At 59.6% G+C, this 21,570-nt stretch carries 19 protein-coding genes and 1 riboswitch; of the genes, 16 read left to right on the top strand and 3 right to left on the bottom strand.

All coding sequences use genetic code 11. From position 1 onward, the window contains the following. Positions 1-20 precede the first annotated feature (20 nt). Positions 21-97: riboswitch (SAM riboswitch) on the top strand. A gap of 61 nt (positions 98-158) precedes the next feature. From metZ to ABJH13_RS07790, 5 genes are all read left to right on the top strand, one after another. Continuing rightward, the gene (metZ, locus tag ABJH13_RS07810) at positions 159-1,340 is read left to right on the top strand and encodes an O-succinylhomoserine sulfhydrylase (protein ID WP_348405658.1); all 1,182 of its coding nucleotides are present in this window, start codon (positions 159-161) and stop codon (positions 1,338-1,340) included. A gap of 157 nt (positions 1,341-1,497) precedes the next feature. Further along, positions 1,498-2,598, top strand: coding sequence for a GTP cyclohydrolase FolE2 (gene folE2, locus ABJH13_RS07805; RefSeq protein ID WP_348405657.1), 1,101 nt, complete (start codon positions 1,498-1,500; stop codon positions 2,596-2,598). Between the two features lie 167 nt (positions 2,599-2,765). Then, a complete protein-coding gene (locus tag ABJH13_RS07800) occupies positions 2,766-3,005 on the top strand; it encodes a hypothetical protein (protein WP_348405656.1) in 240 nt (79 codons plus the stop codon). A gap of 60 nt (positions 3,006-3,065) precedes the next feature. Next, the gene (locus ABJH13_RS07795) at positions 3,066-4,514 is read left to right on the top strand and encodes a TrkH family potassium uptake protein (protein WP_348405680.1); all 1,449 of its coding nucleotides are present in this window, start codon (positions 3,066-3,068) and stop codon (positions 4,512-4,514) included. A 3-nt stretch (positions 4,515-4,517) separates the two neighbouring features. Continuing rightward, positions 4,518-6,149 (top strand): thiamine pyrophosphate-binding protein, encoded by a 1,632-nt coding sequence (locus tag ABJH13_RS07790; protein ID WP_348405655.1) that lies wholly within the window; start codon positions 4,518-4,520, stop codon positions 6,147-6,149. Here ABJH13_RS07790 and ABJH13_RS07785 read toward each other — a convergent pair. Beyond that, positions 6,143-6,430 carry a hypothetical protein gene (locus ABJH13_RS07785; RefSeq protein WP_348405654.1) on the bottom strand — a complete coding sequence of 96 codons (288 nt, stop codon included), beginning with the start codon at positions 6,428-6,430 and terminating at the stop codon, positions 6,143-6,145. The two genes, ABJH13_RS07790 and ABJH13_RS07785, sit on opposite strands and share 7 nt — an antisense overlap. 136 nt (positions 6,431-6,566) lie before the next feature. Then, positions 6,567-8,378, bottom strand: coding sequence for a trypsin-like peptidase domain-containing protein (locus ABJH13_RS07780; RefSeq protein WP_348405653.1), 1,812 nt, complete (start codon positions 8,376-8,378; stop codon positions 6,567-6,569). 163 nt (positions 8,379-8,541) lie between these two features. Here ABJH13_RS07780 and ABJH13_RS07775 point away from each other — a divergent pair, with 163 nt between their 5' ends. The 9 genes from ABJH13_RS07775 to ABJH13_RS07735 all read left to right on the top strand — a co-directional run bounded on the left by ABJH13_RS07775 (position 8,542) and on the right by ABJH13_RS07735 (position 19,351). Next, positions 8,542-9,483, top strand: coding sequence for a glycine--tRNA ligase subunit alpha (locus ABJH13_RS07775; RefSeq protein WP_348405652.1), 942 nt, complete (start codon positions 8,542-8,544; stop codon positions 9,481-9,483). Beyond that, positions 9,480-10,001 carry a DUF6446 family protein gene (locus ABJH13_RS07770; RefSeq protein WP_348405651.1) on the top strand — a complete coding sequence of 174 codons (522 nt, stop codon included), beginning with the start codon at positions 9,480-9,482 and terminating at the stop codon, positions 9,999-10,001. The genes ABJH13_RS07775 and ABJH13_RS07770 overlap by 4 nt, the downstream gene beginning before the upstream one ends. Next, a complete protein-coding gene (glyS, locus tag ABJH13_RS07765) occupies positions 10,001-12,103 on the top strand; it encodes a glycine--tRNA ligase subunit beta (protein ID WP_348405650.1) in 2,103 nt (700 codons plus the stop codon). Before ABJH13_RS07770 ends, glyS begins: the two co-directional genes overlap by 1 nt. A gap of 42 nt (positions 12,104-12,145) precedes the next feature. Next, positions 12,146-14,713: a putative PEP-binding protein gene (locus ABJH13_RS07760; protein WP_348405649.1), complete on the top strand. Its 2,568-nt coding sequence runs from the start codon at positions 12,146-12,148 to the stop codon at positions 14,711-14,713. 153 nt (positions 14,714-14,866) lie between these two features. Beyond that, a complete protein-coding gene (locus ABJH13_RS07755) occupies positions 14,867-15,505 on the top strand; it encodes a cell wall hydrolase (RefSeq protein ID WP_348405648.1) in 639 nt (212 codons plus the stop codon). A gap of 89 nt (positions 15,506-15,594) precedes the next feature. Then, complete coding sequence (locus ABJH13_RS07750) at positions 15,595-16,515, top strand: dihydroneopterin aldolase (protein ID WP_348405647.1); 921 nt, start codon at positions 15,595-15,597, stop codon at positions 16,513-16,515. A 3-nt stretch (positions 16,516-16,518) separates the two neighbouring features. Then, the gene (gene folP, locus ABJH13_RS07745; protein ID WP_348405646.1) at positions 16,519-17,532 is read left to right on the top strand and encodes a dihydropteroate synthase; all 1,014 of its coding nucleotides are present in this window, start codon (positions 16,519-16,521) and stop codon (positions 17,530-17,532) included. Next, positions 17,525-18,871: a phosphoglucosamine mutase gene (gene glmM / locus ABJH13_RS07740; RefSeq protein WP_348405645.1), complete on the top strand. Its 1,347-nt coding sequence runs from the start codon at positions 17,525-17,527 to the stop codon at positions 18,869-18,871. The genes folP and glmM overlap by 8 nt, the downstream gene beginning before the upstream one ends. A gap of 186 nt (positions 18,872-19,057) precedes the next feature. Beyond that, the gene (locus ABJH13_RS07735) at positions 19,058-19,351 is read left to right on the top strand and encodes a Dabb family protein (RefSeq protein ID WP_348405644.1); all 294 of its coding nucleotides are present in this window, start codon (positions 19,058-19,060) and stop codon (positions 19,349-19,351) included. A 96-nt stretch (positions 19,352-19,447) separates the two neighbouring features. On the opposite strand, the gene ilvC is transcribed toward ABJH13_RS07735, so the two are convergent. Then, positions 19,448-20,470, bottom strand: a complete 1,023-nt coding sequence (gene ilvC, locus ABJH13_RS07730; RefSeq protein WP_348405643.1) for a ketol-acid reductoisomerase — start codon at positions 20,468-20,470, stop codon at positions 19,448-19,450. A gap of 136 nt (positions 20,471-20,606) precedes the next feature. Here ilvC and ABJH13_RS07725 point away from each other — a divergent pair, with 136 nt between their 5' ends. Both ABJH13_RS07725 and ABJH13_RS07720 read left to right on the top strand, forming a co-directional pair. Further along, positions 20,607-21,062: an Lrp/AsnC family transcriptional regulator gene (locus tag ABJH13_RS07725; RefSeq protein ID WP_348405642.1), complete on the top strand. Its 456-nt coding sequence runs from the start codon at positions 20,607-20,609 to the stop codon at positions 21,060-21,062. Then, positions 21,059-21,517 (top strand): Lrp/AsnC family transcriptional regulator, encoded by a 459-nt coding sequence (locus ABJH13_RS07720; protein ID WP_348405641.1) that lies wholly within the window; start codon positions 21,059-21,061, stop codon positions 21,515-21,517. Before ABJH13_RS07725 ends, ABJH13_RS07720 begins: the two co-directional genes overlap by 4 nt. The last annotated feature ends 53 nt before the right edge of the window (positions 21,518-21,570 follow it).

Below are 21,570 nucleotides of genomic sequence, written 5' to 3'. Positions count from 1 at the left end.
CGCAGCACGCTGTGTTTTAACGAACTGTTCGTGGCGATTTGTTACCGGATTGCGGGCCACTTAAAATATTCCGCTAAAAGGTCACCGATGAGGAACCCCCGTCGCGTTGGCCGCGTCTGGGGTTTTTTTGTGCCCGAAGGGGTTGGAGATAGTATAAAATGACACGTGATCTGAAACCACGCACCACCGCCGTTCACACCGGCACCCGCCGCAGCCAATACGGAGAGGTCTCCGAGGCGATTTTCCTCACGCAGGGGTTTGTCTACGACACCGCCGAAGCCGCCGAGGCGCGCTTTATTGAGGCGGGTCCGGACGAGTTCATCTACGCGCGGTATGGCAACCCAACGGTGGCCATGTTCGAAGAACGTATCGCAGCCCTCGAAGGGGCCGAAGACGCATTTGCCACCGCATCGGGGATGGCGGCCGTATCTGGCGCGCTGACGTCGATGTTGAAGACGGGCGATCACGTGGTATCGGCCAAGGCGCTGTTTGGGTCGTGTTTATATGTGCTCGAAGAGGTGCTAACGCGCTTTGGCGTTGAGGTCACATTCGTTGATGGCGCCGACCTGAGCGCATGGAAATCGGCTATTCGCGATGACACCGCAGCGGTGTTTTTCGAATCGATCTCTAACCCGACGCTGCAAGTCGTGGATATCGAAGGCGTTGCCGCATTGGCCCATGCAAAAGGCGCCAAAGTGGTCGTGGATAACGTGTTTGCCACACCTGTGTGGTCCAAAGCGTTGGATCAGGGCGCCGATGTGGTGATCTATTCGGCCACCAAACACATCGATGGGCAGGGGCGCGCGTTGGGTGGGGTGATCATGGGCACACGTGATTACATTCGCAAAACCGTCGAACCCTACATGAAACACACCGGCGGCTCCATGAGCCCGTTCACCGCGTGGATCATGCTAAAGGGGCTGGAAACCATGGACCTGCGCGTGCGGGCCCAAACGGCCAGCGCCACCGCTATTGCCGAAGCGCTACAGGGCCACGACGCCTTGGCGCAGGTGATCTATCCGGGGCACGCAACCCACCCGCAGGTTGCCGTGGTGAAACGCCAGATGGGGCAGGGGGGCACGGTGTTGTCCATTGACCTCAAGGGCGGAAAAGACGCGGCGTTCAAGTTTCTGAATGCGGCCCAGATCGCGGTGATTTCCAACAACTTGGGCGATGCCAAAACCATCCTGACCCATCCTGCGACCACCACCCACCAGCGTCTTCCCCAAGACCAAAAGGACGCGTTGGGCATCACTGACGGGTTGGTGCGTATCAGTATTGGCCTTGAAGACGTCGATGATCTGATCGCGGATATCATGGGCGCATTGGAGCAAGCCTAACATTTTTGACCTGCGTGCGCGCTCTTTCCCCCTTGTCAGGTGTTTTGGATAAAGATTGATCTCTTTACGGCGGTCTAACGTATCTGTGATGAACGTTGGTTGGAGCGCGCAAGTGCTCTATCTATAAATGACAGATACCGTCATGAGGGACATAGCGATGAACATCCACACACCCGTACTTGATGCCACACCAAACCGCGACGAGGCCGAAACCGCGCTCGCGACTTTGCGCAACTGGGCAAATGGCGCAACGCCGACCGAAATACTAGAGCTGGACCCATCGGTGGCCCGGCTTATTCCGGGGGCCGGGGGCGCGTACCCTGCATTTTCGCGCGACTATCCGCAGGATTTCGCCACCGACGCGGGCTATAAAGCCACGCTGCCCGACCTGCAAAACGGGCCATCCAGTCTGATCCGCGGTGCCAAACAAAACATTCAGCACGTGGGGATTTCGAATTTTCGCCTGCCGTTGCAGTTTCAAACCCGCGACAGCGGCGCGCTGACGCTGGAAACATCGGTGACCGGGTCGGTGAGCCTAGAGGCGGATAAGAAGGGCATCAACATGTCCCGGATCATGCGTTCTTTTTACAAACACGCCGAGGAAACGTTTAGTTTTGGCGTGATTGAGGCCGCGTTGGATGACTACATCACCGACCTAGAGAGCTTTGACGCCCGCATTCAGATGCGGTTCAGCTTTCCGATGAAAGTGGACAGTTTGCGGTCGGGCCTGTCGGGGTATCAATATTACGATATTGCGCTGGAACTGGTGCATCAGGCCGGCCAGCGCACAAAGATCATGCATCTGGATTACGTCTATTCATCGACCTGCCCGTGTTCGCTGGAACTGTCTGAACACGCACGCGCCACGCGGGGGCAATTGGCCACGCCGCATTCGCAGCGCTCTGTTGCGCGCATTTCGGTCGAGCTCGACGATGACGCCCAGTGCCTGTGGTTCGAAGATTTGATCGACGCGTGCCGCCGGGCTGTGCCCACCGAAACGCAGGTGATGGTCAAACGCGAAGACGAACAGGCCTTTGCAGAACTGAACGCGGCCAACCCGATTTTCGTAGAAGACGCGGCCCGGCTGTTTTGTGAGCAATTGCAGGCGGATGTGCGAATCGGTGATTTCAGAATTATCGCCAGCCACCAAGAAAGCCTGCACAGCCATGACGCGGTCAGTGTCTTGGTCGAAGGCGATACCTTTGCCGCGCAAAGCATGGACCCACGCCTGTTCAGCACGCTGTTTCACGTCGGTTGACCGGCACATCATAGCACCCTGACCAAGGGGCGTGGCGGTGTGCTGCGCCCCTTTTGCCTGCCCACTAACCCCATAGCGGGCATGCAGTATTTGCAATTCTCATTTAGGACAGGATGCCTTACATATAAAAGCGTGGGAGGGGATTGATAACGATTAAAGGATCTCCGATGGCTTATAATACAACAGAATTCGACAGTGGCTTTGGCCGCGTTACATTGAACATCTTGGGTTCGATCCGTGGTTTCTTTGCTGCAATTGGTTCGGCCCTCGTGCAATCCAGCGCCTACACAGGCCGTGTACGCCAAGTCGAAGCCCTACAGGCCAAAACAGACGAAGAACTGGCCGCGATGAAAATCAAACGCGAAGACATCGTACAGCACGTCTTTCATGATCTGTTCTACATCTGATCCACGTTCCGACGCGGCATCCGCTTGACACCGGCCAAGCGCGCAGCCAACCCTGCGCGCATGTTGGATCTACGCCCCGTTGGATATGTGATTGGCCTTTTGGTCTCTGTGTTGGGGGTTGCTATGTTGCTGCCCCTGCTTGTGGATGTCGCGGAAGGGCGGGGCCATTGGCCTATCTTTTTGCAGTCCTCTCTGATCACGGTTTTGACGGGCGGTCTGATCGCGTTGGCCTGCGCCAATGGGGTCAAACAAGGCCTCACCATCCAGCAGACGTTTTTGTTAACCACAGGCGTTTGGGTTGCGTTGCCGCTGTTTGGGGCGCTGCCGTTTATATTTGGCGCGACCGAGGCACGGGCCGTTGATGCCGTATTTGAGGCCATGTCAGGCCTGACCACCACCGGGTCAACGGTCTTTTCCGGATTGCAAGATTTGCCCAAAGGGCTGCTGCTGTGGCGCGGTATTCTGCAATGGCTGGGGGGCATTGGTATCATCGTGGTCGCGATGGTGTTTTTGCCGGAACTTCGCGTTGGCGGGATGCAGATCTTCAAATCCGAAGCCTTTGATACCATGGGTAAAATCTTGCCGCGCGCGGGTCAAATCGCCAGCCAGATTTCCAGCATATATTTGGGCCTGACGATGATGTGTGCCTTCACCTATCTGGTGTTGGGGATGGATGCGTTTGACGCCACGGTGCACGCGTTGACGACGGTTTCGACCGGCGGATTTTCCAACTATGATGCGTCATTCGGGATGTTTTCGGGCGTTATGGAATATGCCGCGGCGGTTTTCATGATCCTCGCGGCGCTGCCGTTTGTGCGCTACGTGCAGCTGATCAATGGGCAGGCAGAACCCTTGTGGCGCGACAGCCAAGTGCGTGTGTTTTTGTTGATTATCGCTATTTTGGTGGGGGTTATGACCGTCGTATTGACGCAGATCTTCCCGCACCATTGGGAAAAATCCATGCGCGAGGCGCTGTTTAACGTGGCCTCGATCATATCGGGGACAGGCTACGCATCGGTCGACTATATGATGTGGGGCCCGTTTTTGATTTCGCTGTTTTTCTTTATCGGTTTGATCGGCGGCTGTGCGGGCTCTACCGCCTGTTCCATCAAAATATTCCGCTATCAACTGCTGTTCGCGTCGATCAAAATGCAACTTCGGCGGATCAGATCGCCCAATGGTGTCTTTGTGGTCCGCTATGACCGCCGCCCTGTGAACGACGATGTGCTGAGCTCGGTCATTTCGTTTTTCATGTTTTTCGTGGTGACCTTGGGCCTGTTGGCCGTGGCACTAAGCCTGACGGGGCTTGATTTTATCACCGCGCTGTCGGGCGCTGCGACGGCGTTGTCGAATGTGGGCCCGGGGTTGGGGCCTGAAATCGGGCCTGCGGGTAATTTCGGCGGGTTGAATGACACCGCAAAATGGTTGCTAGTGGGGGGCATGTTGTTGGGCCGGCTAGAGCTGCTGGCTGTTTACGCAATGTTCACCGTTCATTTCTGGAGAGACTAAAATATGCCACGCGCGTTGGGTGTCGAGATTTCACATATGCTAAAAGATCGCGGGGTAGATGTGATCTTTGGCATTCCCGGTGTTCACAATCAGGAACTCTATCGCGGGATCGAAGAGGCAGGCATCACCCATGTGCTGGCGCGCCACGAACAGGGTGCGGGGTTCATGGCCGATGGCTATGCGCGCGCGACGGGAAAACCGGGGGTGGCCTATGTGATCACCGGGCCGGGGCTGTGCAACATAATGACGCCGATGGGGCAGGCCTATTCGGATTCGGTGCCCATGCTGGTGATCTCCAGTTGTCTGGATGAAACGGCGGCCACGCAGGGCCAATTGCACCAGATGAAAGACCAACGCGCGGCGGCTGAAACCGTCTGTGATTGGTCACATGAGGCGCGCACAGCGCAGGCGGCGTTTGCGTTGATTGACCGCGCCTTGGTCGAATTTCAAACAGAACGGAAGCGCCCCAAACATATTCAGGTGCCGATTGCGGCCTTGCAAGCGACAGCGCCCGTTGAATTCGAACCGCATCAAGCTGCGCGTGCGAAGGCCACGGCCCCCACAGGGTTAGATGCCCTCGACGATGTCGCGTTGCGATTGCTGCAATCCGAACGTCCCATGTTTGTTTTCGGCGGCGGCAGCGCGGCGCATGGTATCGAGCGCGATATCATCCCAACCGTGTTGCGGCAAACCAATGCAGCCACGTTCACGACCTACGCGGGGCGCGGCGTCGTGCCCGCCGATTGGCCGCTGTCGTTGGGGGCAAGTCTGGCGCGCCCGGACAGCGCCGCTTTGTTGGACACGGCGGATCTGGTTGTGTTTGTCGGCACCGATCTGGCCGAGGTCGATCTGTGGCGCCCAGAGGCTGGCCACCAGCGAGGCCGCGCCGTTCACATCAATATTGATCCGCAGGTGCTCGCACGCGCCCACCCCAAAGACGTGACGTTGCAATATGATGCGGTGACGGCGCTGGTGCACCTTGGGGCGGCGCTGGAAAAACACGGGGGCATCGTGAACCCGGCCACATCGGGCTGGACCCCTGACATTATCGCAACCCACCGCGACCGTTGGCGCGCCGAGGTCGATGCAGAACGACCCGGCATCGTGCCCATCTGTGACGCGCTGCGCGACGTGGTGCCCGCCGACACGATGATTTATTCTGACATGACGCAATTTGCCTATGTCGCCCAAGAGACATGGGACATGCCGCGACCGGGCCATTGGCACCATCCTTATGGGTTTGGCACGCTGGGCTATGCCACACCTGCGGCCATTGGCGGGGCCGTGGCACGGCGCGGGGCGCCGACGATGGCGATCATCGGGGATTATGGGTTTCACTATACGATGCAGGAACTTGGCGTCGCGGTCGAACTGGGCCTGTCGTTGCCGATTATCCTATGGGACAATGGCAAGCTCAAAGAAATCGAAGACAGCATGGTGCGCGCACAGATTGCACCCAATGCGGTGATCGCGCGGAACCCTGATTTTTGTAAGTTGGCAGAAGCATTTGGCGCCCGTGCGGCGGCTCCCAAAAGCTTGGATGCTCTTCGGAACGCCGTCACAGAAGCATTTGCGGCTGATGGACCGACGTTGATTTATATCACGCCTGATCTAACGGCAACGGACAGTTACTGATAGTCGGAATAGGCACGTTGGATCAGGCGCAATGCGCAGCCTTCGTGTGCCGTATTCACAATCAGATACCAAACCGTCTCGCCGGGGCGACCCGCGCGTGAATACTGACAGTTATCGGACGATGTCCACCATTGCCCGCGATATGTCGCAGGTGGCAGCATCGTCGATGTATAGTCCACCAACGTGGCTTTTGTTGTGCTGGTTGTCTGCGTCTGCGCTGTTGCAGCAACCGGCAGTGTAAACGCCACGCCTAGGGCCATTGCGATCAAGTGTCTTAACATTCCACACACTCCGTCTTTGTACCAAAGTACAATGTGCCCCCACACAGACAGATCATGGACGTAGCAAGTTAAGGCAATGCAAACAGCAGCGGTGTGCAGGGCCGATCTTTAGCGTCGATTTGAGACAGTTTTATCTTTACTCCCAGCAGCTCACCAAAACGGTCATATCAACCGCGCGGGCGGTGATGTCTTCTGGGGCTTGGCGTTGGGGTGCAACGGCCTGCGTTGGCGCCACGTCGGCCTGTGCCAACACATCCATGATGGCCGCCCCGGCTAAGGCAAAGGTCACATCTTTTGGCATTTGCCGCTGCCCGCCGTCGCGCGGCAGTACCATGCCCAAAAGGCCGCCCGCTGGGTCAAACACTGGCCCGCCGCTATCCCCGGGCAGGGATGTCAGATTGAGCCGGTTCAGCGTGCTCTCGCCGTTCAACCCACGCAGATCTGCCAAGGTGCCGAAGGTCATGCTGGCGGCATCCAACACGCCTTCGTAAGAATACCCCGCCACTGCGACGTCAGATTGCAGGCGCGGCGGCGTCGTGCTGAACTGCGCCACAGACGGCGGAGCGAGGGGCTGCGCCGGGGTCAGAACGGCGATGCCAAGATCCGCATCTACGACGCGCGCAGTTGCGTCTGTTTCGTCGTCAAGCGTGATGCGGCTACAGCTTTGCACCACATCGGATGTGGTCACCACGGTGCCGCGCGCATCGACGTAAAAGCCCGACCGCGACAGCCGTGGTTTGCGGATTTGCAGCCCCGCCACCAGATCAATCTGTTGGTCCGCAGCCGCGCCCGCCGCGGGGTCAAGCACGCCGGGCAGCCGGTTGAAACTGGCCTGCATCTGGCCGATCAACCGCGCGCGGCGATCTTCGTCGCCCGCGGGCCAAACAACGGTGAACCCTTTGATCTGGCCACCAGATAGTTGCACGCGGGTCTCGCTGATGATCTGGGCGTTGCGCCCAACCAGCTCAAACCCGTCGCGTCTTAGGGTGCGGGGGCCGTCCAGCGGAACGATCTCGAGGGTTTGCATCACCTCATAGAGCCCCGCCAGCGTGCCCGCGTCACCCGCCTGACTGATCAGCAGCACTTGCGGGCCGTCAGGGGCGGTGGCGGTAAATTGTGCAAACGGGGGATCGTAGCGATCAAACTGAACAACGGCGGTGGGCAGCGTGAGTTCGATACCGGTTTCGGTGTCCGAGACGCGGCGCAGGCCCAACCCTTCGAGCAGGGCGTTGTATTGTTGCAGCAAGGTCGCGCGTTGGCGGGTGGTCAACACGCCGGTGGGCGTCAAGCCATTGGCCGTCTGCCACGCGGCCATCGACGTGCGGGTACCCCGGCCAAAGGCGCCATCGATGGTGGATGTGTAAAAGCCCGCCCATTGCAGCGCAGTTTGCAGCGCGCGGCGGTCTTGCGGGGTTAGGGCGCGCTCGCTTTGGCGGGCTTGGGTGGTGGTTTCTTCTGGGCCTACGGGCGATGCCGCGACGGTTTGGGGCGTGTCGTCAAGGATCACCGGGGCGACCCTAGGCGCGACATCTTGCACCACGGGCACTGGTGGCTGTGGCACCACGGGCAAGGGCTGCGGGACAGGGACTGGGGCTGGGGCGGCGGGTTGCACAGCCGTTTGCGGCGGGAAGAACCGCTGCTGAAGCGCTGAACCAGCGACGATATAGCTGTCGCGGGGGATCGACCCGTTTGACCGGTATTGGCGCAAAACCTGTTCGGCTTGCTGAGGGTCGTAGGGGCCCAATAGCACAGCATACCAGCCACCGCCAAGCGCGAACCCGTTGATGTCGTCAAGGTCGCGCGCATAGGTCTGCGCCCGGCGTAGGCCGTTTTCCAGGTTCGGTTGTGCCTCGATTTGCACCCAGCTGGACGCCGCATCTGATTGGGCACGCGCACCCGGACCAACGATGGCCAATGTTGCCACACACACCATTAAAAACCGGATCATCTGATTGCTCACTTTTGGTCCCAAAATATCGCGCATACATAATCAGGAAACGCGGGGATTGGCCATAAGACAAAGACCTGACAAATATCACCCGTGGCGCGATTGACGCACCTCGCACACCCACGTAGGTAAGGCGCGCAAGATCACCCGAGGCCGTTCCCCCATGTCCAAAACTACAGACGCACCGAAATCGTTTCAGGAGATCATCCTGAGGTTGCAAAACTACTGGGCGGCCAAGGGCTGCGCGGTGCTGCAACCCTACGACATGGAGGTCGGCGCAGGCACATTTCACCCGGCCACAACGCTGCGGTCGCTGGGCACGCAACCCTGGGCCGCCGCCTACGTGCAACCCTCGCGCCGCCCGACCGATGGGCGCTATGGTGAAAACCCCAACCGGTTGCAGCACTACTACCAATATCAGGTGCTGATCAAACCCAGCCCACCGGACCTGCAAGACCTGTATCTGGGGTCGCTGCGGGCCATCGGGATCGATATGGACCTGCACGACATCCGCTTTGTCGAAGACGACTGGGAAAGCCCGACATTGGGCGCGTGGGGTCTGGGCTGGGAAGTGTGGTGCGACGGTATGGAAGTCAGCCAATTCACCTATTTCCAACAGGTCGGCGGTCATGATTGCCACCCCGTTTCGGGCGAATTGACCTATGGTTTAGAACGGCTGGCGATGTACGTCTTGGGCATCGACCACGTGATGGACATGCCGTTCAACGACCCACAGACCCCTATCGCGCTGAGCTACGGCGACATCTTCAAACAGACCGAAGAAGAATTCGCGCGTTGGAATTTCGACACCGCTGACACCGATGTGTTGCTGCGCCATTTTGACGAGGCCGAAACCCATTGCCGTGAAATTCTTGAGGCCCCGTATGACGACCCCAAAACCGGCAAGCGCATCGTGATGGTGCACCCGGCCTATGACCAATGCATCAAGGCCAGCCATCTGTTTAACCTGCTGGACGCGCGCGGCGTGATTTCGGTGACCGAACGGCAGGCCTATATCGGGCGGGTTCGGACGCTGTCCAAGCTATGTGCGGATGCCTTTGTGCAAACCCGCGCGGGCGGCTGGACACCGGACACCGCAACATGAATGGCAAGATCGTGAGCAGCGCTATTTTGATATCGTCGGTGGCGGCGGGTGCGGCGCTTTATTACCTTCAAATTTACGGGTTCTATGATGAGGTGTCCGCGCAGCTCGACGAGGTGCAGCTTGTGTCGGTCGTGTCGGACCAGCCCGAACCGATCCGCACGGGCGCCATTGAGGCGATCGACGCCGACAGCTCGCCCATCCGGTTTCGCGCCTGTTTTGAGACACCCGCCAGCCTGCCCATGTTGACCGAAACCTACGTGGGGCTGGACAGTGTAACACCGCGCAATGCCCCGCCGTGGTTTGAGTGTTTCGATGCCGCAAAGATTGCCGCCGAACTGGCCGCAGGTACGGCGCTGCCGTTTTTGGGGCAGAAAAACGTGGCCTTTGGCGTGGACCGGATTGTGGTGATCACCGACGACGGGCGCGGCTATATCTGGCACGAGTTGAACGATTGTGGCGACAAAGCCTATGACGGAACGATTGTGGGCGAGGAATGCCCAAGACTGGATGACACCTGATGCCTGACCTGCTGATTGAACTCTTCTCTGAAGAAATCCCTGCGCGGATGCAGCGCCGTGCGGCTGATGACCTGAAAAAACTGGTCACCGATGGTATGGTCGAGGCCGGGTTGACCTATGCCTCAGCGGCTGCGTTTTCCACGCCGCGCCGCCTGACGTTGTCCGTGTCGGATGTGCTGGCCGCCAGCCCCGCCACGGTCGAAGAACGCAAAGGCCCCAAAGCAGGCGCGCCCGACAAAGCCATCGAGGGCTTTTTGCGCGGTGCGGGCCTGACCCGCGACCAGCTGGAAGAACGCGACACGCCCAAGGGGCCTGTGTTGTTCGCGCGCATCGAAAAGCCGGGCCGCCCGGCGGCTGATATCATTGCTGAGACGCTCGAAAAAACGATCCGTGGGTTTCCGTGGCCCAAATCCATGCGGTGGGGCGCTGGCACGTTGCGCTGGGTGCGGCCCTTGCAGTCGATCTTGTGTATTCTGACCGATGAGGCGGGCGCCGAAGTGGTGCCGTTTGAGGTTGGCGGTATTTCGTCGGGCGATCGCACGGCAGGGCACCGGTTTATGGCAGAGGATGCATTTTCTGTAAGGTCCTTTGAGGATTACAGCGCAAAGCTAAAGCGCGCCTTTGTGGTGCTGGACCCGGCCGAACGGGCCGATGCGATCTGGCACGACGCCACCAACATGGCCTTTGCCAACGGACTTGAGGTTGTCGAAGATGCAGGCCTTTTGGCCGAAGTGTCGGGGCTGGTGGAATGGCCTGTGGTGTTGATGGGCAAGATCGCGGATGATTTTCTGGGCCTGCCCGCAGAGGTGTTGCAGACCTCGATGAAAGAACACCAAAAGTTCTTTTCCGTGCGCCACCCCAAGACGGGCCGGATTGAGCGGTTCATCACAGTGGCCAACCGCGACACGGCGGACAATGGCGCGACCATTCTGGCGGGCAACGAAAAGGTGCTGTCTGCACGGTTGGCGGATGCGAAATTCTTCTGGGAAAACGATCTGCGCGTGGCCAAAGCGGGGATGGACCCTTGGCTGGAGCAGCTGAAAAACGTGACCTTCCATGCCAAACTGGGCACTCAAGCGGAACGGATCGACCGCATCGCAGCATTGGCGCGCAAATTGGCGCCGGTGGTGGGTGCCGATGCCGACCAAGCCGAACGTGCGGCCCGTTTGGCCAAGGCTGATTTATCGTCAGAAATGGTCTATGAGTTCCCCGAATTACAAGGGCTTATGGGACGATATTACATCGATGCGTTGGGCCAAGACGCGGCCGTAGCCGCCGCCGCCCAAGAGCATTACTCCCCCCTTGGCCCATCAGATGACGTGCCCACCGCGCCGGTGTCTGTGGCCGTGGCGTTGGCCGACAAAATCGACACGTTGGCCGGGTTCTGGGCGATTGACGAAAAACCGACCGGCAGCAAGGACCCCTTTGCATTGCGGCGGGCGGCGTTGGGGGTGATCCGGCTTGTGCTTGAAAATAATCTGTCGGCCAATTTCCTGACGTATCTGCACGCGGGCCTTGCCCTGAACGGTGCCGACTACGGCGATGAGGCGGATCATGCCTCCGGCCCTGAGCTGGACATGAACCTTCTGTCGTTCTTGCACGACCGTCTCAAAGTGTACCTGCGCGATCAAGGCATCCGCCATGACATCATCGATGCGTGCATCGCGATGGACGGCAATGATGACCTGACGTTGCTTGTCAAACGGGCGCGGGCCTTGTCGGACGTGTTGAAAACCGACGATGGGGAAAACCTCATTCAAGTGTTCAAACGCGCCAACAACATCCTGACCCAAGCGCAAGAGGCCGATGGGGTGGAATATTCCTACGGGGCCGATGTGAAATTCGCCGAAACCGATGAAGAACGCGCATTGTTCACCGCGCTTGATGCGGCAGACGCGCAGATCACACCGGCGATGATAAGCCAAGATTTCGCTGTTGCAATGACGGCGATGGCCGGGTTGCGCGCGCCGATTGATGCGTTTTTCGAGGCGGTGCAGGTCAACGCAGACAATGGCACCGTGCGGCGCAATCGCCTGAACCTGCTCAGCCGGATTACGACACTGTGTACGTCGGTGGCAGATTTGACGCGCATCGAGGGCTGATGCGGCCCCGCAGCAAGGGTTGTTAGTTATGGTTAACAGCCTATGCTGCACCTGAACTATAGGAATGCTGCAGTGCAGAATAACCCGCATACGACCCTCGTGACCGCCACGGCCCCCATCGCAAATACCACGCATGGTGGGCGGGCGAAATGCCTACAACGGCTGGTGCGGCTCGAGCTGCCTGTGCCGCGCACGGTGGCGTTGTCGTTTGATGCGGTACAGCGGATCGCCAAGGGCGAACTGCCTGATATCGCTGCGATTGTGTCGCAGTTTTCCAAAGGCGCGCTGCTGTGTGTGCGCCCGTCTTCTGAGGACCCCGATTGGGGTGGCCCGGGCGCGGTGTTGAACATTGGTATGAACGCCACGCGGTTCGAAGGCTTGGCTGCGCGGTTGGGGCATGACGCGGCACAGGCGATATATACGCGGTTTGTGCAGACCTATGCGGTGGATGTGGCGCGGTTGGATCCGGACATGTTTGAGGACGTGACGGGCGGGGGGGCAGACGCGCTTCAGGCGTCGCTGCGCGCCTATGAGGCAGAACTGGACGAGCCGTTTCCGGCCAGCCGGGCAGAGCAACTGGCCGCTGTTTTGAAATCTATGGCGCGGGCATGGGATGGTACGACGGCACGGCTTTTGCGGCAAGCCAAGGGCGCGCCTGCTGATGCGGGGTTGGGCCTTGTGGTGCAGGAAATGGCGCTGGGGCTGGGCACGGGGGAATGCGGATCAGGCGTGTTGCAACTGGTCGACAGCGACACCGGGCTGCCGCAGATCACCGGGCGATACCTAAGCCAAAGCCAAGGCCGCGATGCCCTCGAAGGGGATGCCGCAGCCCTGTACCTAAGCCGCGATCCGCGTGGCCCGTCGCTGGAAGATCTGGCCCCCGACGCGTTTGACGCGCTTAAGGCGCACGCGGCGTTGATGCGGGTCAAACTGCGCGAAGAAATGCAGGTCGAATTTGTCATCGAGGACGGTGCGCTGTTTATCTTGGATGGGGTGCGCGTGGTGCGCTCCAGTCAGGCGGCGGTGCGTATTGCGGTGCATTTGGCCGAGGATGGGGTCATTTCGCAGGCCGAGGCGCTGATGCGTGTGCCGCCACGGACCCTGTCAGAATTGCTGCACCGGCAGGTCAGCCACACCGCCAAACGCGACATCATCGGGCGCGGCATTGCGGCCAGTCCCGGTGCTGCGACGGGTCAGATTGTGTTCACCGCCGCCGAAGCGCAGGCCAGTGCCGCGCGGGCTGAGCCGTGCATATTGGTGCGACGCGAAACCTCGCCTGAGGACATTCGCGGCATGCATGCGGCTCAAGGCGTGCTGACCGAGCGGGGGGGTATTACCAGCCACGCCGCCGTAATCGGGCGCGGTATCGGGTTGCCCTGCGTGGTGGGCGCGTCGAACATGCGGTTCAATCGCAGCAAGACCCAACTGATCGCGCAAGACGGTCGTGTGTTCACCGCCGGCGAAACGATTACGGTGGATGGATCCACGGGGCAGGTACTGGCAGGCGCCCCGCAGATGCGCGAAGCGGCATTGGACGAGAGTTTCCAAAAGCTGATGGATTGGGCCACCGATTTTTGCGATATCGGCATTCGTGCGAACGCAGATACGCCCGCAGATGCCCAGACCGCGCGCAATTTCAACGCGCAGGGCATTGGGCTGTGCCGCACCGAACATATGTTCTTTGATCCCGGCCGCCTGACCGTGATGCGCGAGATGATCTTTGCCGAAACGTCCAAAGACCGCCGCGCCGTGTTGGAGCGCTTGTTGCCGATGCAACGCGACGATTTCACCCAGCTGTTTCGGATCATGGATGGGCAACCGGTGTGTATTCGTCTGTTTGACCCGCCCTTGCACGAATTTTTACCACGGGATGGCACCGGCCAACGGGAATTGGCCGACGCGCTGGATCTGCCGCTGTCTGACGTGACACTGCGGATCGAGGCGATGTCTGAATATAACCCCATGTTGGGGCTGCGCGGGGTGCGGTTGGGCGTCACTGTGCCGGAAATATACGAGATGCAGGCCCGTGCGATCTTTGAGGCCGCGGTGGCGGCCAGCGTTGATGGCCCGGCCGTGGTGCCCGAGATCATGATCCCGTTGGTGTCTGCGCGCCGCGAGGTCGAGTTGGTCAAGACCTCTATCGATGCGGTGGCCGCGGCTGTGCGCACGGAACAAGAACAGGACTTTGATTACCGGTTGGGTGTCATGGTCGAGACCCCCCGCGCCGCATTGCGCACCGCCGAGATCGCACCTTATTGTGCATTCCTCAGCTTTGGCACCAATGATCTGACACAGATGGCTTACGGGTTATCGCGCGATGATGCGGGCCGGTTTATGTCGCAGTATGTGCAGCAAGGCGTGTTTCCCGAAGACCCGTTTCATGTGCTCGATACCGATGGCGTCGGCGAGCTGCTGAAACTGGGCGCAGACCGGGGGCGGGACGCGCAACCGGGGGTCACATTGTCGATCTGCGGCGAACATGGGGGCAACCCCGAATCGATTTCTTTCTGTCGGGATGCGGGTTTTGACTATGTGTCCTGTTCACCCTTCCGGGTCCCCGTGGCGCGACTAGCTGCCGCACAACTGGCGATCGGAGACAATATAGGGTAGGAATGGTGTGGTGCGACACAACATGTTGTGGTCGCAATAGGTTCAAATTAAGCACACCCGCCCCGGCATTAACCATGTTGAAGTGCGTAAACTTTACGTCAACCTTTATGTTCGGTAGAGCAGCGTCATTGATGTGACGTTGGGGGACGTATTATGCGGACTTTTTTCAAGGCAACTTTTTCGTTATGTGTGGGGCTCGCTGTAGGCTCTATTTTTGGGGATATCGCGGTGGCACGGCAGGCGGATGCGCCTCGCACAGAGGCCAGTGTTGATCTACGTGCGATCACCACACGCCGGATGGTAGAGACCAAGCTGCAGGTCACGCCGCCGGTTGAGGTCGAGTTTTCCAGACAGTGGATCGACGAACAGCCCGCGCCGCAGGGCGGTGACGAATGGCAATGTTTGGCTGAAGCTATTTACTTCGAAGCCCGTGGCGAGACCGTAAAAGGGCAGTTCGCTGTCGCCGAAGTCATCATGAACCGCGTCGCGTCTGAACGGTTTCCATCGTCTGCCTGTGGTGTAATCCACCAAGGCACCGGTAAGAAATACCAATGCCAGTTCACCTATACCTGCGATGGGCACAAAGAGATCATCGCAGAAGAGCGCGCATTTGAGCGGGTGTCGAAAGTGGCACGTGTGGCTCTTGACGGCGCCGCGCCAGAGCTAACTAAGGGCGCCACCCATTACCACACTACGGCCGTGAACCCACGTTGGAGCCGCGTCTACACCAAGACAGCCGCCATCGGGGTGCACATCTTTTACCGTCACACATGGCGCACCGCCAGCAAGTGACGCATTGAGGTCTTGGCGGGTCGGTCTGAAGACTGTTAAAGGGCGGGCGTTGTCTATTGTGACGCTTGTTCTTGCTGAAAGGCCCGCCCATGAGTTCCGAGATCAAACTTGCCTTTGCGCATCCGTCTGAACGTGCCGAAGCCACCGCAGATGGTGATCCGTTTGACCGTATTTCGGTGCGCGACCACACCGTCGATATAGAGATCGGCGCGTTTCAGGCCGAACGGGGCGTCACCCAACGCATTTGTTTCAACATTGTCGTCGAGGTGCGGCCCCTGACCGGGCCCATTGACGACGATGTCGACCGTATTCTGAGCTATGATAAGGTCACAGAGGCGATCGCGTTTGAGCTGGCGGATGAACGGCTCAACCTGCTTGAAACTCTGGCCGAACGGGTGGCCGAACGGATATTGCTGGAACCCCAAGCCATGCGGACCTTCGTGCGCATTGAAAAACTGGATCGTGGGCCCGGTGCCTTGGGGGTCGAGATCATGCGCGCGCGCCAACACAGCGCACCTTTGCGCGCCGAGGAAGAGCCCGCGCCGCAGCCCGAACTGGTGTATCTGAGCAACGCTGCAATCGCGTCGCCGCATCTGACCGGCTGGATCGACCAGCTGGAAGCCAGCGGCAAACCGGTGATTTTCTGCGTAGGCCCGTCCGAGGCACCGGCGCCGCAGGTCCCGCATAAAATGGCCCAACGGCGGATAGATCTGCTGACGATTGAACAAAACGCTTGGGTGCTGGCGGCCAAAGACGCGCGATGTGTGGTGGTCGACACCCGCACCGAATTGGATTGGGCGATGCGCAATGGCCAGACCTGTGTGTGGGCGCCGTCCAAGATCGTATTGGACGCCGTTGATGGGCCGGTGGATCCGCGCGATGCCGTCGCCTTGGCCGCGTGGTTTGCCGATACATTTGATGCCCCCGAGATGATCGTCATTGGCGACACCGCACCGCACGATACGCCAGTGCGGTTGCGCTGTTTGTCCGCAGATCAAACAACGCTCTGACGGATGGGCAAGTATGTACGCCCGATAGTGCAGGTTGACGCGGCGCGCCCGGATGATGCGGTGCAACTGGCCGGGGGATGGGGGTGGTTCACCCACGTCGAGATCTTGTCGCGGGACGCGCCCCCCCAGATCAGGCCCGTCTGTGATGTCGCGCCTGACGCGCTTGCCCCGCTGACCGCCCCGCGGGCCGCGGTGGCCGGGCTGACGATGGCGCGCCCGCGCACTATGGGCATCTTGAACGTGACCCCAGATAGCTTTTCTGATGGCGGGCGGCACATGTCCGTTGCGGCGGCGCGCGCGGCGGCGCAGGCGATGCAGCACGCGGATATCATCGATGTGGGCGGCGAATCCACCCGCCCCGGCGCCGCCCGCGTACCCGATGACATCGAAATAGACCGCACAGCCCCGGTGATCCGCGCCTTGAAAGCGGCGGGTATCGGCCAGATGATCTCTATTGATACGCGCAAATCAGCCGTCGCGGCGCAGGCGTTGGCGGCGGGGGCCACGTTGGTCAACGACGTGTCGGGGTTTACCTTTGATCCGGCGTTGGCACCGGTATGCGCCGCGCAATCCGCACCTGTCTGTGTGATGCATGCGCTGGGTGACCCCGCAACCATGCAAAACGACCCCACCTACGACAATGTCTTGCTGGATGTGTATGACTTTTTGCGCGGCCGGATCGCGGCATTGGTGGCGGCGGGCATCGACCGCACGCAGATCATCGCGGACCCGGGGATAGGCTTTGGCAAAACGTTGGATCACAATCTGGCCCTGCTGGCGCGGGTATCATTGTTTCACAGTCTGGGCGTGCCGATCCTGCTGGGCGCATCGCGCAAACGGTTCATCGGAACCCTCGGCGGGGCGGAGACGGCCGATCAACGCATGCCGGGGTCTGTGGCGGTGGCGCTCGCGGCGTTGAAACATGGGACACAAATCGTGCGCGTACATGACGTGCCAGAAACCGCGCAGGCCATTGCACTTTGGCGCGCCAGCATGGCAGGTAACGCAGATGGATAAGCTTTTTGGTACCGATGGCGTGCGTGGCATGGCCAATATTCACCCGATGACAGCGGAGATGGCGTTGCGCATTGGCGCGGCTGTGGGCCGTTATTTTAGCCGCGATGGATCCAGCGTGCACCGCGTTGTGATTGGCAAAGACACGCGGCTGTCTGGGTATATGTTCGAAAACGCCCTGACGGCGGGGCTGACGTCGACGGGTATGAACGTACTGCTTCTGGGGCCGGTGCCGACGCCTGCGGTTGGATTGCTGACCCGGTCGATGCGCGCGGATCTTGGCGTGATGATTTCGGCCAGCCACAACCCGGCTGCGGACAATGGCATCAAGTTTTTCGGGCCTGATGGGTTTAAACTATCCGACCAGGTCGAGGCCGAGATCGAGGCGCTGATATCGGGCGGTGTGTCGCCTGTGGATGCCACCGAAATCGGGCGGGCCAAACGCATCGATGATGGGCGTTTTCGGTATATCGAACGGGTGAAATCATCCTTCCCGCGGCAACAATCGCTGGACGGGCTCAAGGTGGTGGTGGATTGCGCCAATGGTGCCGGCCACCGTGTCGCCCCCGAAGCGTTGTGGGAATTGGGCGCGACGGTGATCCCCGTAGGCGTGGACCCCAACGGCCATAACATCAACGACGGCTGCGGGTCGACGCATCCCCAATTGGCCGCAGAAACGGTGATTGCCCATGGGGCCGATGTGGGCATCTGTCTGGATGGCGATGCGGACCGTGTGATTTTGCTGGATGAAACCGGCAAAATCGGCGACGGCGATCAATTTATGGCGCTGATGGCGGCCCGTTGGGCGGCCGAAGGGCGGTTGGCAAACAACGCGTTGGTGGCGACAGTGATGTCGAACCTTGGGTTGGAACATTTCCTAAATAACAAAGGCTTACACCTTGAGCGTACCGCAGTGGGCGACCGCTATGTGGTGGAGCGCATGCGCGCGGGTGGGTTTAACTTGGGCGGTGAACAATCGGGCCATATCGTGATGTCTGACTATGCCACCACGGGCGATGGCCTTATGGCGGGGTTGCAGTTTTTGGCCGAAATGATCCGGTCGGGGCAGGCGGCCAGCACCCTGTTGAACAATTTCGAGCCGGTGCCGCAGTTGCTGAAAAACGTCCGCTTTTCTGCAGGCCAAACACCGCTGGACAGCGCCTCCGTCAAGGCCGCCATTGCCCAGGCCGAAACCGATTTGGCCGGGCGTGGGCGGTTGTTGATCCGCAAATCGGGCACCGAACCTTTGGTGCGCGTGATGGCCGAACACGAAGACGCGGCCCTCATGGAGCGCGCCGTCGATCGTGTGGTTGACGCGGTCGCGGACGCGGTCGCTGGCTAAATTTGGCGCGCGTGCGGCCATCGAAGATGTCGGTTAAAACCGCGCCGATTTCGCTCACACTCCCCACCCAAAATGGTGAACGCCGCGTGAGGCGCTTATGTCTGATTTGTTCTGGTGCTGCTGCTGCGTTGTCGGTAGGTGTGCCGCTGTTCGCTGGCCCACGCACCCATCACAGAAAGGTTTTTGATGTCGGGACGCCCCAATATTCGACATGTCGTCTTTTTCAGCGCGAAAAATCAGGCGGATGTGCCCCGTGTCCTCGAGGGCTTGTCGCTGTTGGCGGATATCCCGCATTCGGACTTTTTTGAGGTGCGCGAGAACACGCGCGATGACGCGCTTTCAGGCGAGGTGGACATCATCGTTTACGCCGAATTCGCCAGTCACGACGCGCTGACCGCGTATAAATCCCACCCGCTGTATCAGGAATCGATCCGGGTTGTGCGGCCCCTGCGTGATCTGCGCATCGCCGCTGATTTCTAGCGCGCGCCTTGGCGGGGCGTCTGCATCAACAAAACATCTCTAACGCAAACGGGGCGGATGTGACCGCCCCGTTTTTGTGTAATTACTGATAAATAATCAGTTTTTCGCTTTGTCGACCATTTTCCCTGCGGAAATCCAAGGCATCATGCCGCGCAGGGTTTCGCCGGTTGCTTCGATCTGGTGCTCGTCGTTGGCGCGACGCGACGCTTTGATCGTCGGTTGGCCCACGGCGTTTTCCAGCATGAAGTCACGCACGAATTTACCCTGTTGGATGTCTTCCAGAACGGCCTTCATACGCGCTTTGGTTTCGTCGTATTTCAGGATCCGTGGCCCGGTGACGTACTGGCCGTATTCAGCGGTGTTCGAGATCGAATAGTCCATGTTGGCGATGCCGCCTTCATAGATCAGATCGACGATCAGTTTCACTTCGTGCAGGCATTCGAAATAGGCCATTTCGGGGGCATAGCCCGCCTCAACCAATGTTTCAAAACCACACCGGATCAGCTCAACCAAGCCACCGCACAGAACCGCCTGCTCACCGAACAAATCGGTTTCGCATTCCTCGCGGAAGTTGGTTTCGATGATACCTGACCGGCCGCCACCAATGGCAGAGCAATACGACAGGCCGATTTCCAGCGCTTTGCCGGATGCGTCTTCGTTTACGGCCACAAGGCAAGGCACGCCGCCGCCTTTGGTGTATTCGCCGCGCACCGTGTGGCCGGGGCCTTTGGGTGCCATCATGATAACATCAACGCCCGCTTTGGGTTCGATCAGACCAAAGTGGATGTTCAACCCGTGGGCAAAAGCAATTGCAGCGCCTTCGCGGATGTTGTCATGCACGTATTTCTTGTAGGTTTCGGCCTGCAGTTCGTCGGGCATGGTGAACATGATCAGGTCGGCCCAGGCCGCGGCGTCTGCGATGCCCATAACCTTGAGACCTTCGCCTTCGGCTTTGGCGGTCGATGGTGACCCGTCGCGCAGGGCGACAACCACGTTTTTCGCGCCGCTGTCGCGCAGGTTCAGCGCATGGGCGTGGCCCTGGCTGCCGTAGCCCAGAATGGCCACTTTCATGTCTTTGATCAGATTTACATCGCAATCGCGATCATAATAAACGCGCATATCGCCGCTCCCATTTGGTCATATGTTCTGGCACGCAATCTACTGGCGGTTTGGCGGAAATACAGCTATCTATATTGAACAAATCTACGCCATTATGATTATATCATGCGTCATATTGTATTAATTGAGGTAAATCATGCTTGATGATCTGGATCGGCGGTTGTTGCGCCGGTGGCAAGCCGAACCAAGCCTGAGCCCCGCCGATTTGGCCGAAGACCTTGGCGTGTCGGTGGGCAAAATATCGCGCCGGGTGACCCGCATGCAAGAGACTGGCGTGATCGAAGGTGTCAGCGCGGTGATCGATTGGGCCGCGTTGGGCTATGCGGTCGAGGTGTCGTTGCGGGTGACCTTGGACAAAACGCAATCGCGCGCCTTTGACGATTTTATCGAAGCGGCGCGGCAGGTGGCTGAGGTCACCGAAATTCAGACGTTTTTGGGCCGTGTGGACGTGCGGTTGAACATCGTCGCGCGGGATATGCCGCATTATCAGGCGATCTACCGGCAACAAATTTTGACCTTACCGCATATCGCCGATATCGAGGCCTTGATGCAGATCGCGCGCATCAAAGGCAACGAGGCGCTGCCCATATGATCGACATCGACGACATAGATCGCAAGTTGCTGCAGGCGTTGGCGCGCGACGCCACGCAAAGTGCGGGCGCATTGGGGCGCAGGTTGGGGCTGTCGCAGCCGGCGACGTGGCGGCGCATGCGTAAACTGGAAACCGCAGGCATATTGCGCGGGCGGCAACTGCGGCTGAATGCTGAAAAGCTGGGGTTCGGTGTCACGGTGTTTTTGGGCGTCAAGCTGGCCACCAAAGGCCGTGTGAGCCTCGAAGATTTTGAACGCGCGGTCAGTGCCATCCCCGAGGTACAGCGGGTGGAACATGTGCTGGGTCTCTATGATTACCGGTTGCGGGTTGTGGCGCGTGACCTGCCCGATTTCGAGCGCGTGTTGCGGCGGCGGATCATGACATTGCCCGGCGCAGGCGAGGTCGAAGCCAACGTGCTGCTTAGCGAAGAACGTCGTGCCGGCCCAATTGGCTAGTGTCGGCGGCGCAGGTTTCCGATGCGGCACAAACGGCGGGCGAGGGCGCGTGC

Source organism: Roseobacter sp. (assembly GCF_039970775.1).
Lineage (GTDB): Bacteria > Pseudomonadota > Alphaproteobacteria > Rhodobacterales > Rhodobacteraceae > Roseobacter.
Note: the sequence above shows the minus strand (reverse complement) of the source record. Positions and strands in the feature narration are given on the sequence as shown.

Excerpts from the sequence above, each read along its gene's own strand:
- metZ (WP_348405658.1), top strand. The coding sequence starts at position 159 with ATGACACGTGATCTGAAACCACGCACCACCGCCGTTCACACCGGCACC.
- folE2 (WP_348405657.1), top strand. The coding sequence starts at position 1,498 with ATGAACATCCACACACCCGTACTTGATGCCACACCAAACCGCGACGAG.
- ABJH13_RS07800 (WP_348405656.1), top strand. The coding sequence starts at position 2,766 with ATGGCTTATAATACAACAGAATTCGACAGTGGCTTTGGCCGCGTTACA.
- ABJH13_RS07795 (WP_348405680.1), top strand. The coding sequence starts at position 3,066 with ATGTTGGATCTACGCCCCGTTGGATATGTGATTGGCCTTTTGGTCTCT.
- ABJH13_RS07790 (WP_348405655.1), top strand. The coding sequence starts at position 4,518 with ATGCCACGCGCGTTGGGTGTCGAGATTTCACATATGCTAAAAGATCGC.
- ABJH13_RS07785 (WP_348405654.1), bottom strand. The coding sequence starts at position 6,430 with ATGTTAAGACACTTGATCGCAATGGCCCTAGGCGTGGCGTTTACACTG.
- ABJH13_RS07780 (WP_348405653.1), bottom strand. The coding sequence starts at position 8,378 with ATGATCCGGTTTTTAATGGTGTGTGTGGCAACATTGGCCATCGTTGGT.
- ABJH13_RS07775 (WP_348405652.1), top strand. The coding sequence starts at position 8,542 with ATGTCCAAAACTACAGACGCACCGAAATCGTTTCAGGAGATCATCCTG.
- ABJH13_RS07770 (WP_348405651.1), top strand. The coding sequence starts at position 9,480 with ATGAATGGCAAGATCGTGAGCAGCGCTATTTTGATATCGTCGGTGGCG.
- glyS (WP_348405650.1), top strand. The coding sequence starts at position 10,001 with ATGCCTGACCTGCTGATTGAACTCTTCTCTGAAGAAATCCCTGCGCGG.
- ABJH13_RS07760 (WP_348405649.1), top strand. The coding sequence starts at position 12,146 with ATGCTGCACCTGAACTATAGGAATGCTGCAGTGCAGAATAACCCGCAT.
- ABJH13_RS07755 (WP_348405648.1), top strand. The coding sequence starts at position 14,867 with ATGCGGACTTTTTTCAAGGCAACTTTTTCGTTATGTGTGGGGCTCGCT.
- ABJH13_RS07750 (WP_348405647.1), top strand. The coding sequence starts at position 15,595 with ATGAGTTCCGAGATCAAACTTGCCTTTGCGCATCCGTCTGAACGTGCC.
- folP (WP_348405646.1), top strand. The coding sequence starts at position 16,519 with ATGGGCAAGTATGTACGCCCGATAGTGCAGGTTGACGCGGCGCGCCCG.
- glmM (WP_348405645.1), top strand. The coding sequence starts at position 17,525 with ATGGATAAGCTTTTTGGTACCGATGGCGTGCGTGGCATGGCCAATATT.
- ABJH13_RS07735 (WP_348405644.1), top strand. The coding sequence starts at position 19,058 with ATGTCGGGACGCCCCAATATTCGACATGTCGTCTTTTTCAGCGCGAAA.
- ilvC (WP_348405643.1), bottom strand. The coding sequence starts at position 20,470 with ATGCGCGTTTATTATGATCGCGATTGCGATGTAAATCTGATCAAAGAC.
- ABJH13_RS07725 (WP_348405642.1), top strand. The coding sequence starts at position 20,607 with ATGCTTGATGATCTGGATCGGCGGTTGTTGCGCCGGTGGCAAGCCGAA.
- ABJH13_RS07720 (WP_348405641.1), top strand. The coding sequence starts at position 21,059 with ATGATCGACATCGACGACATAGATCGCAAGTTGCTGCAGGCGTTGGCG.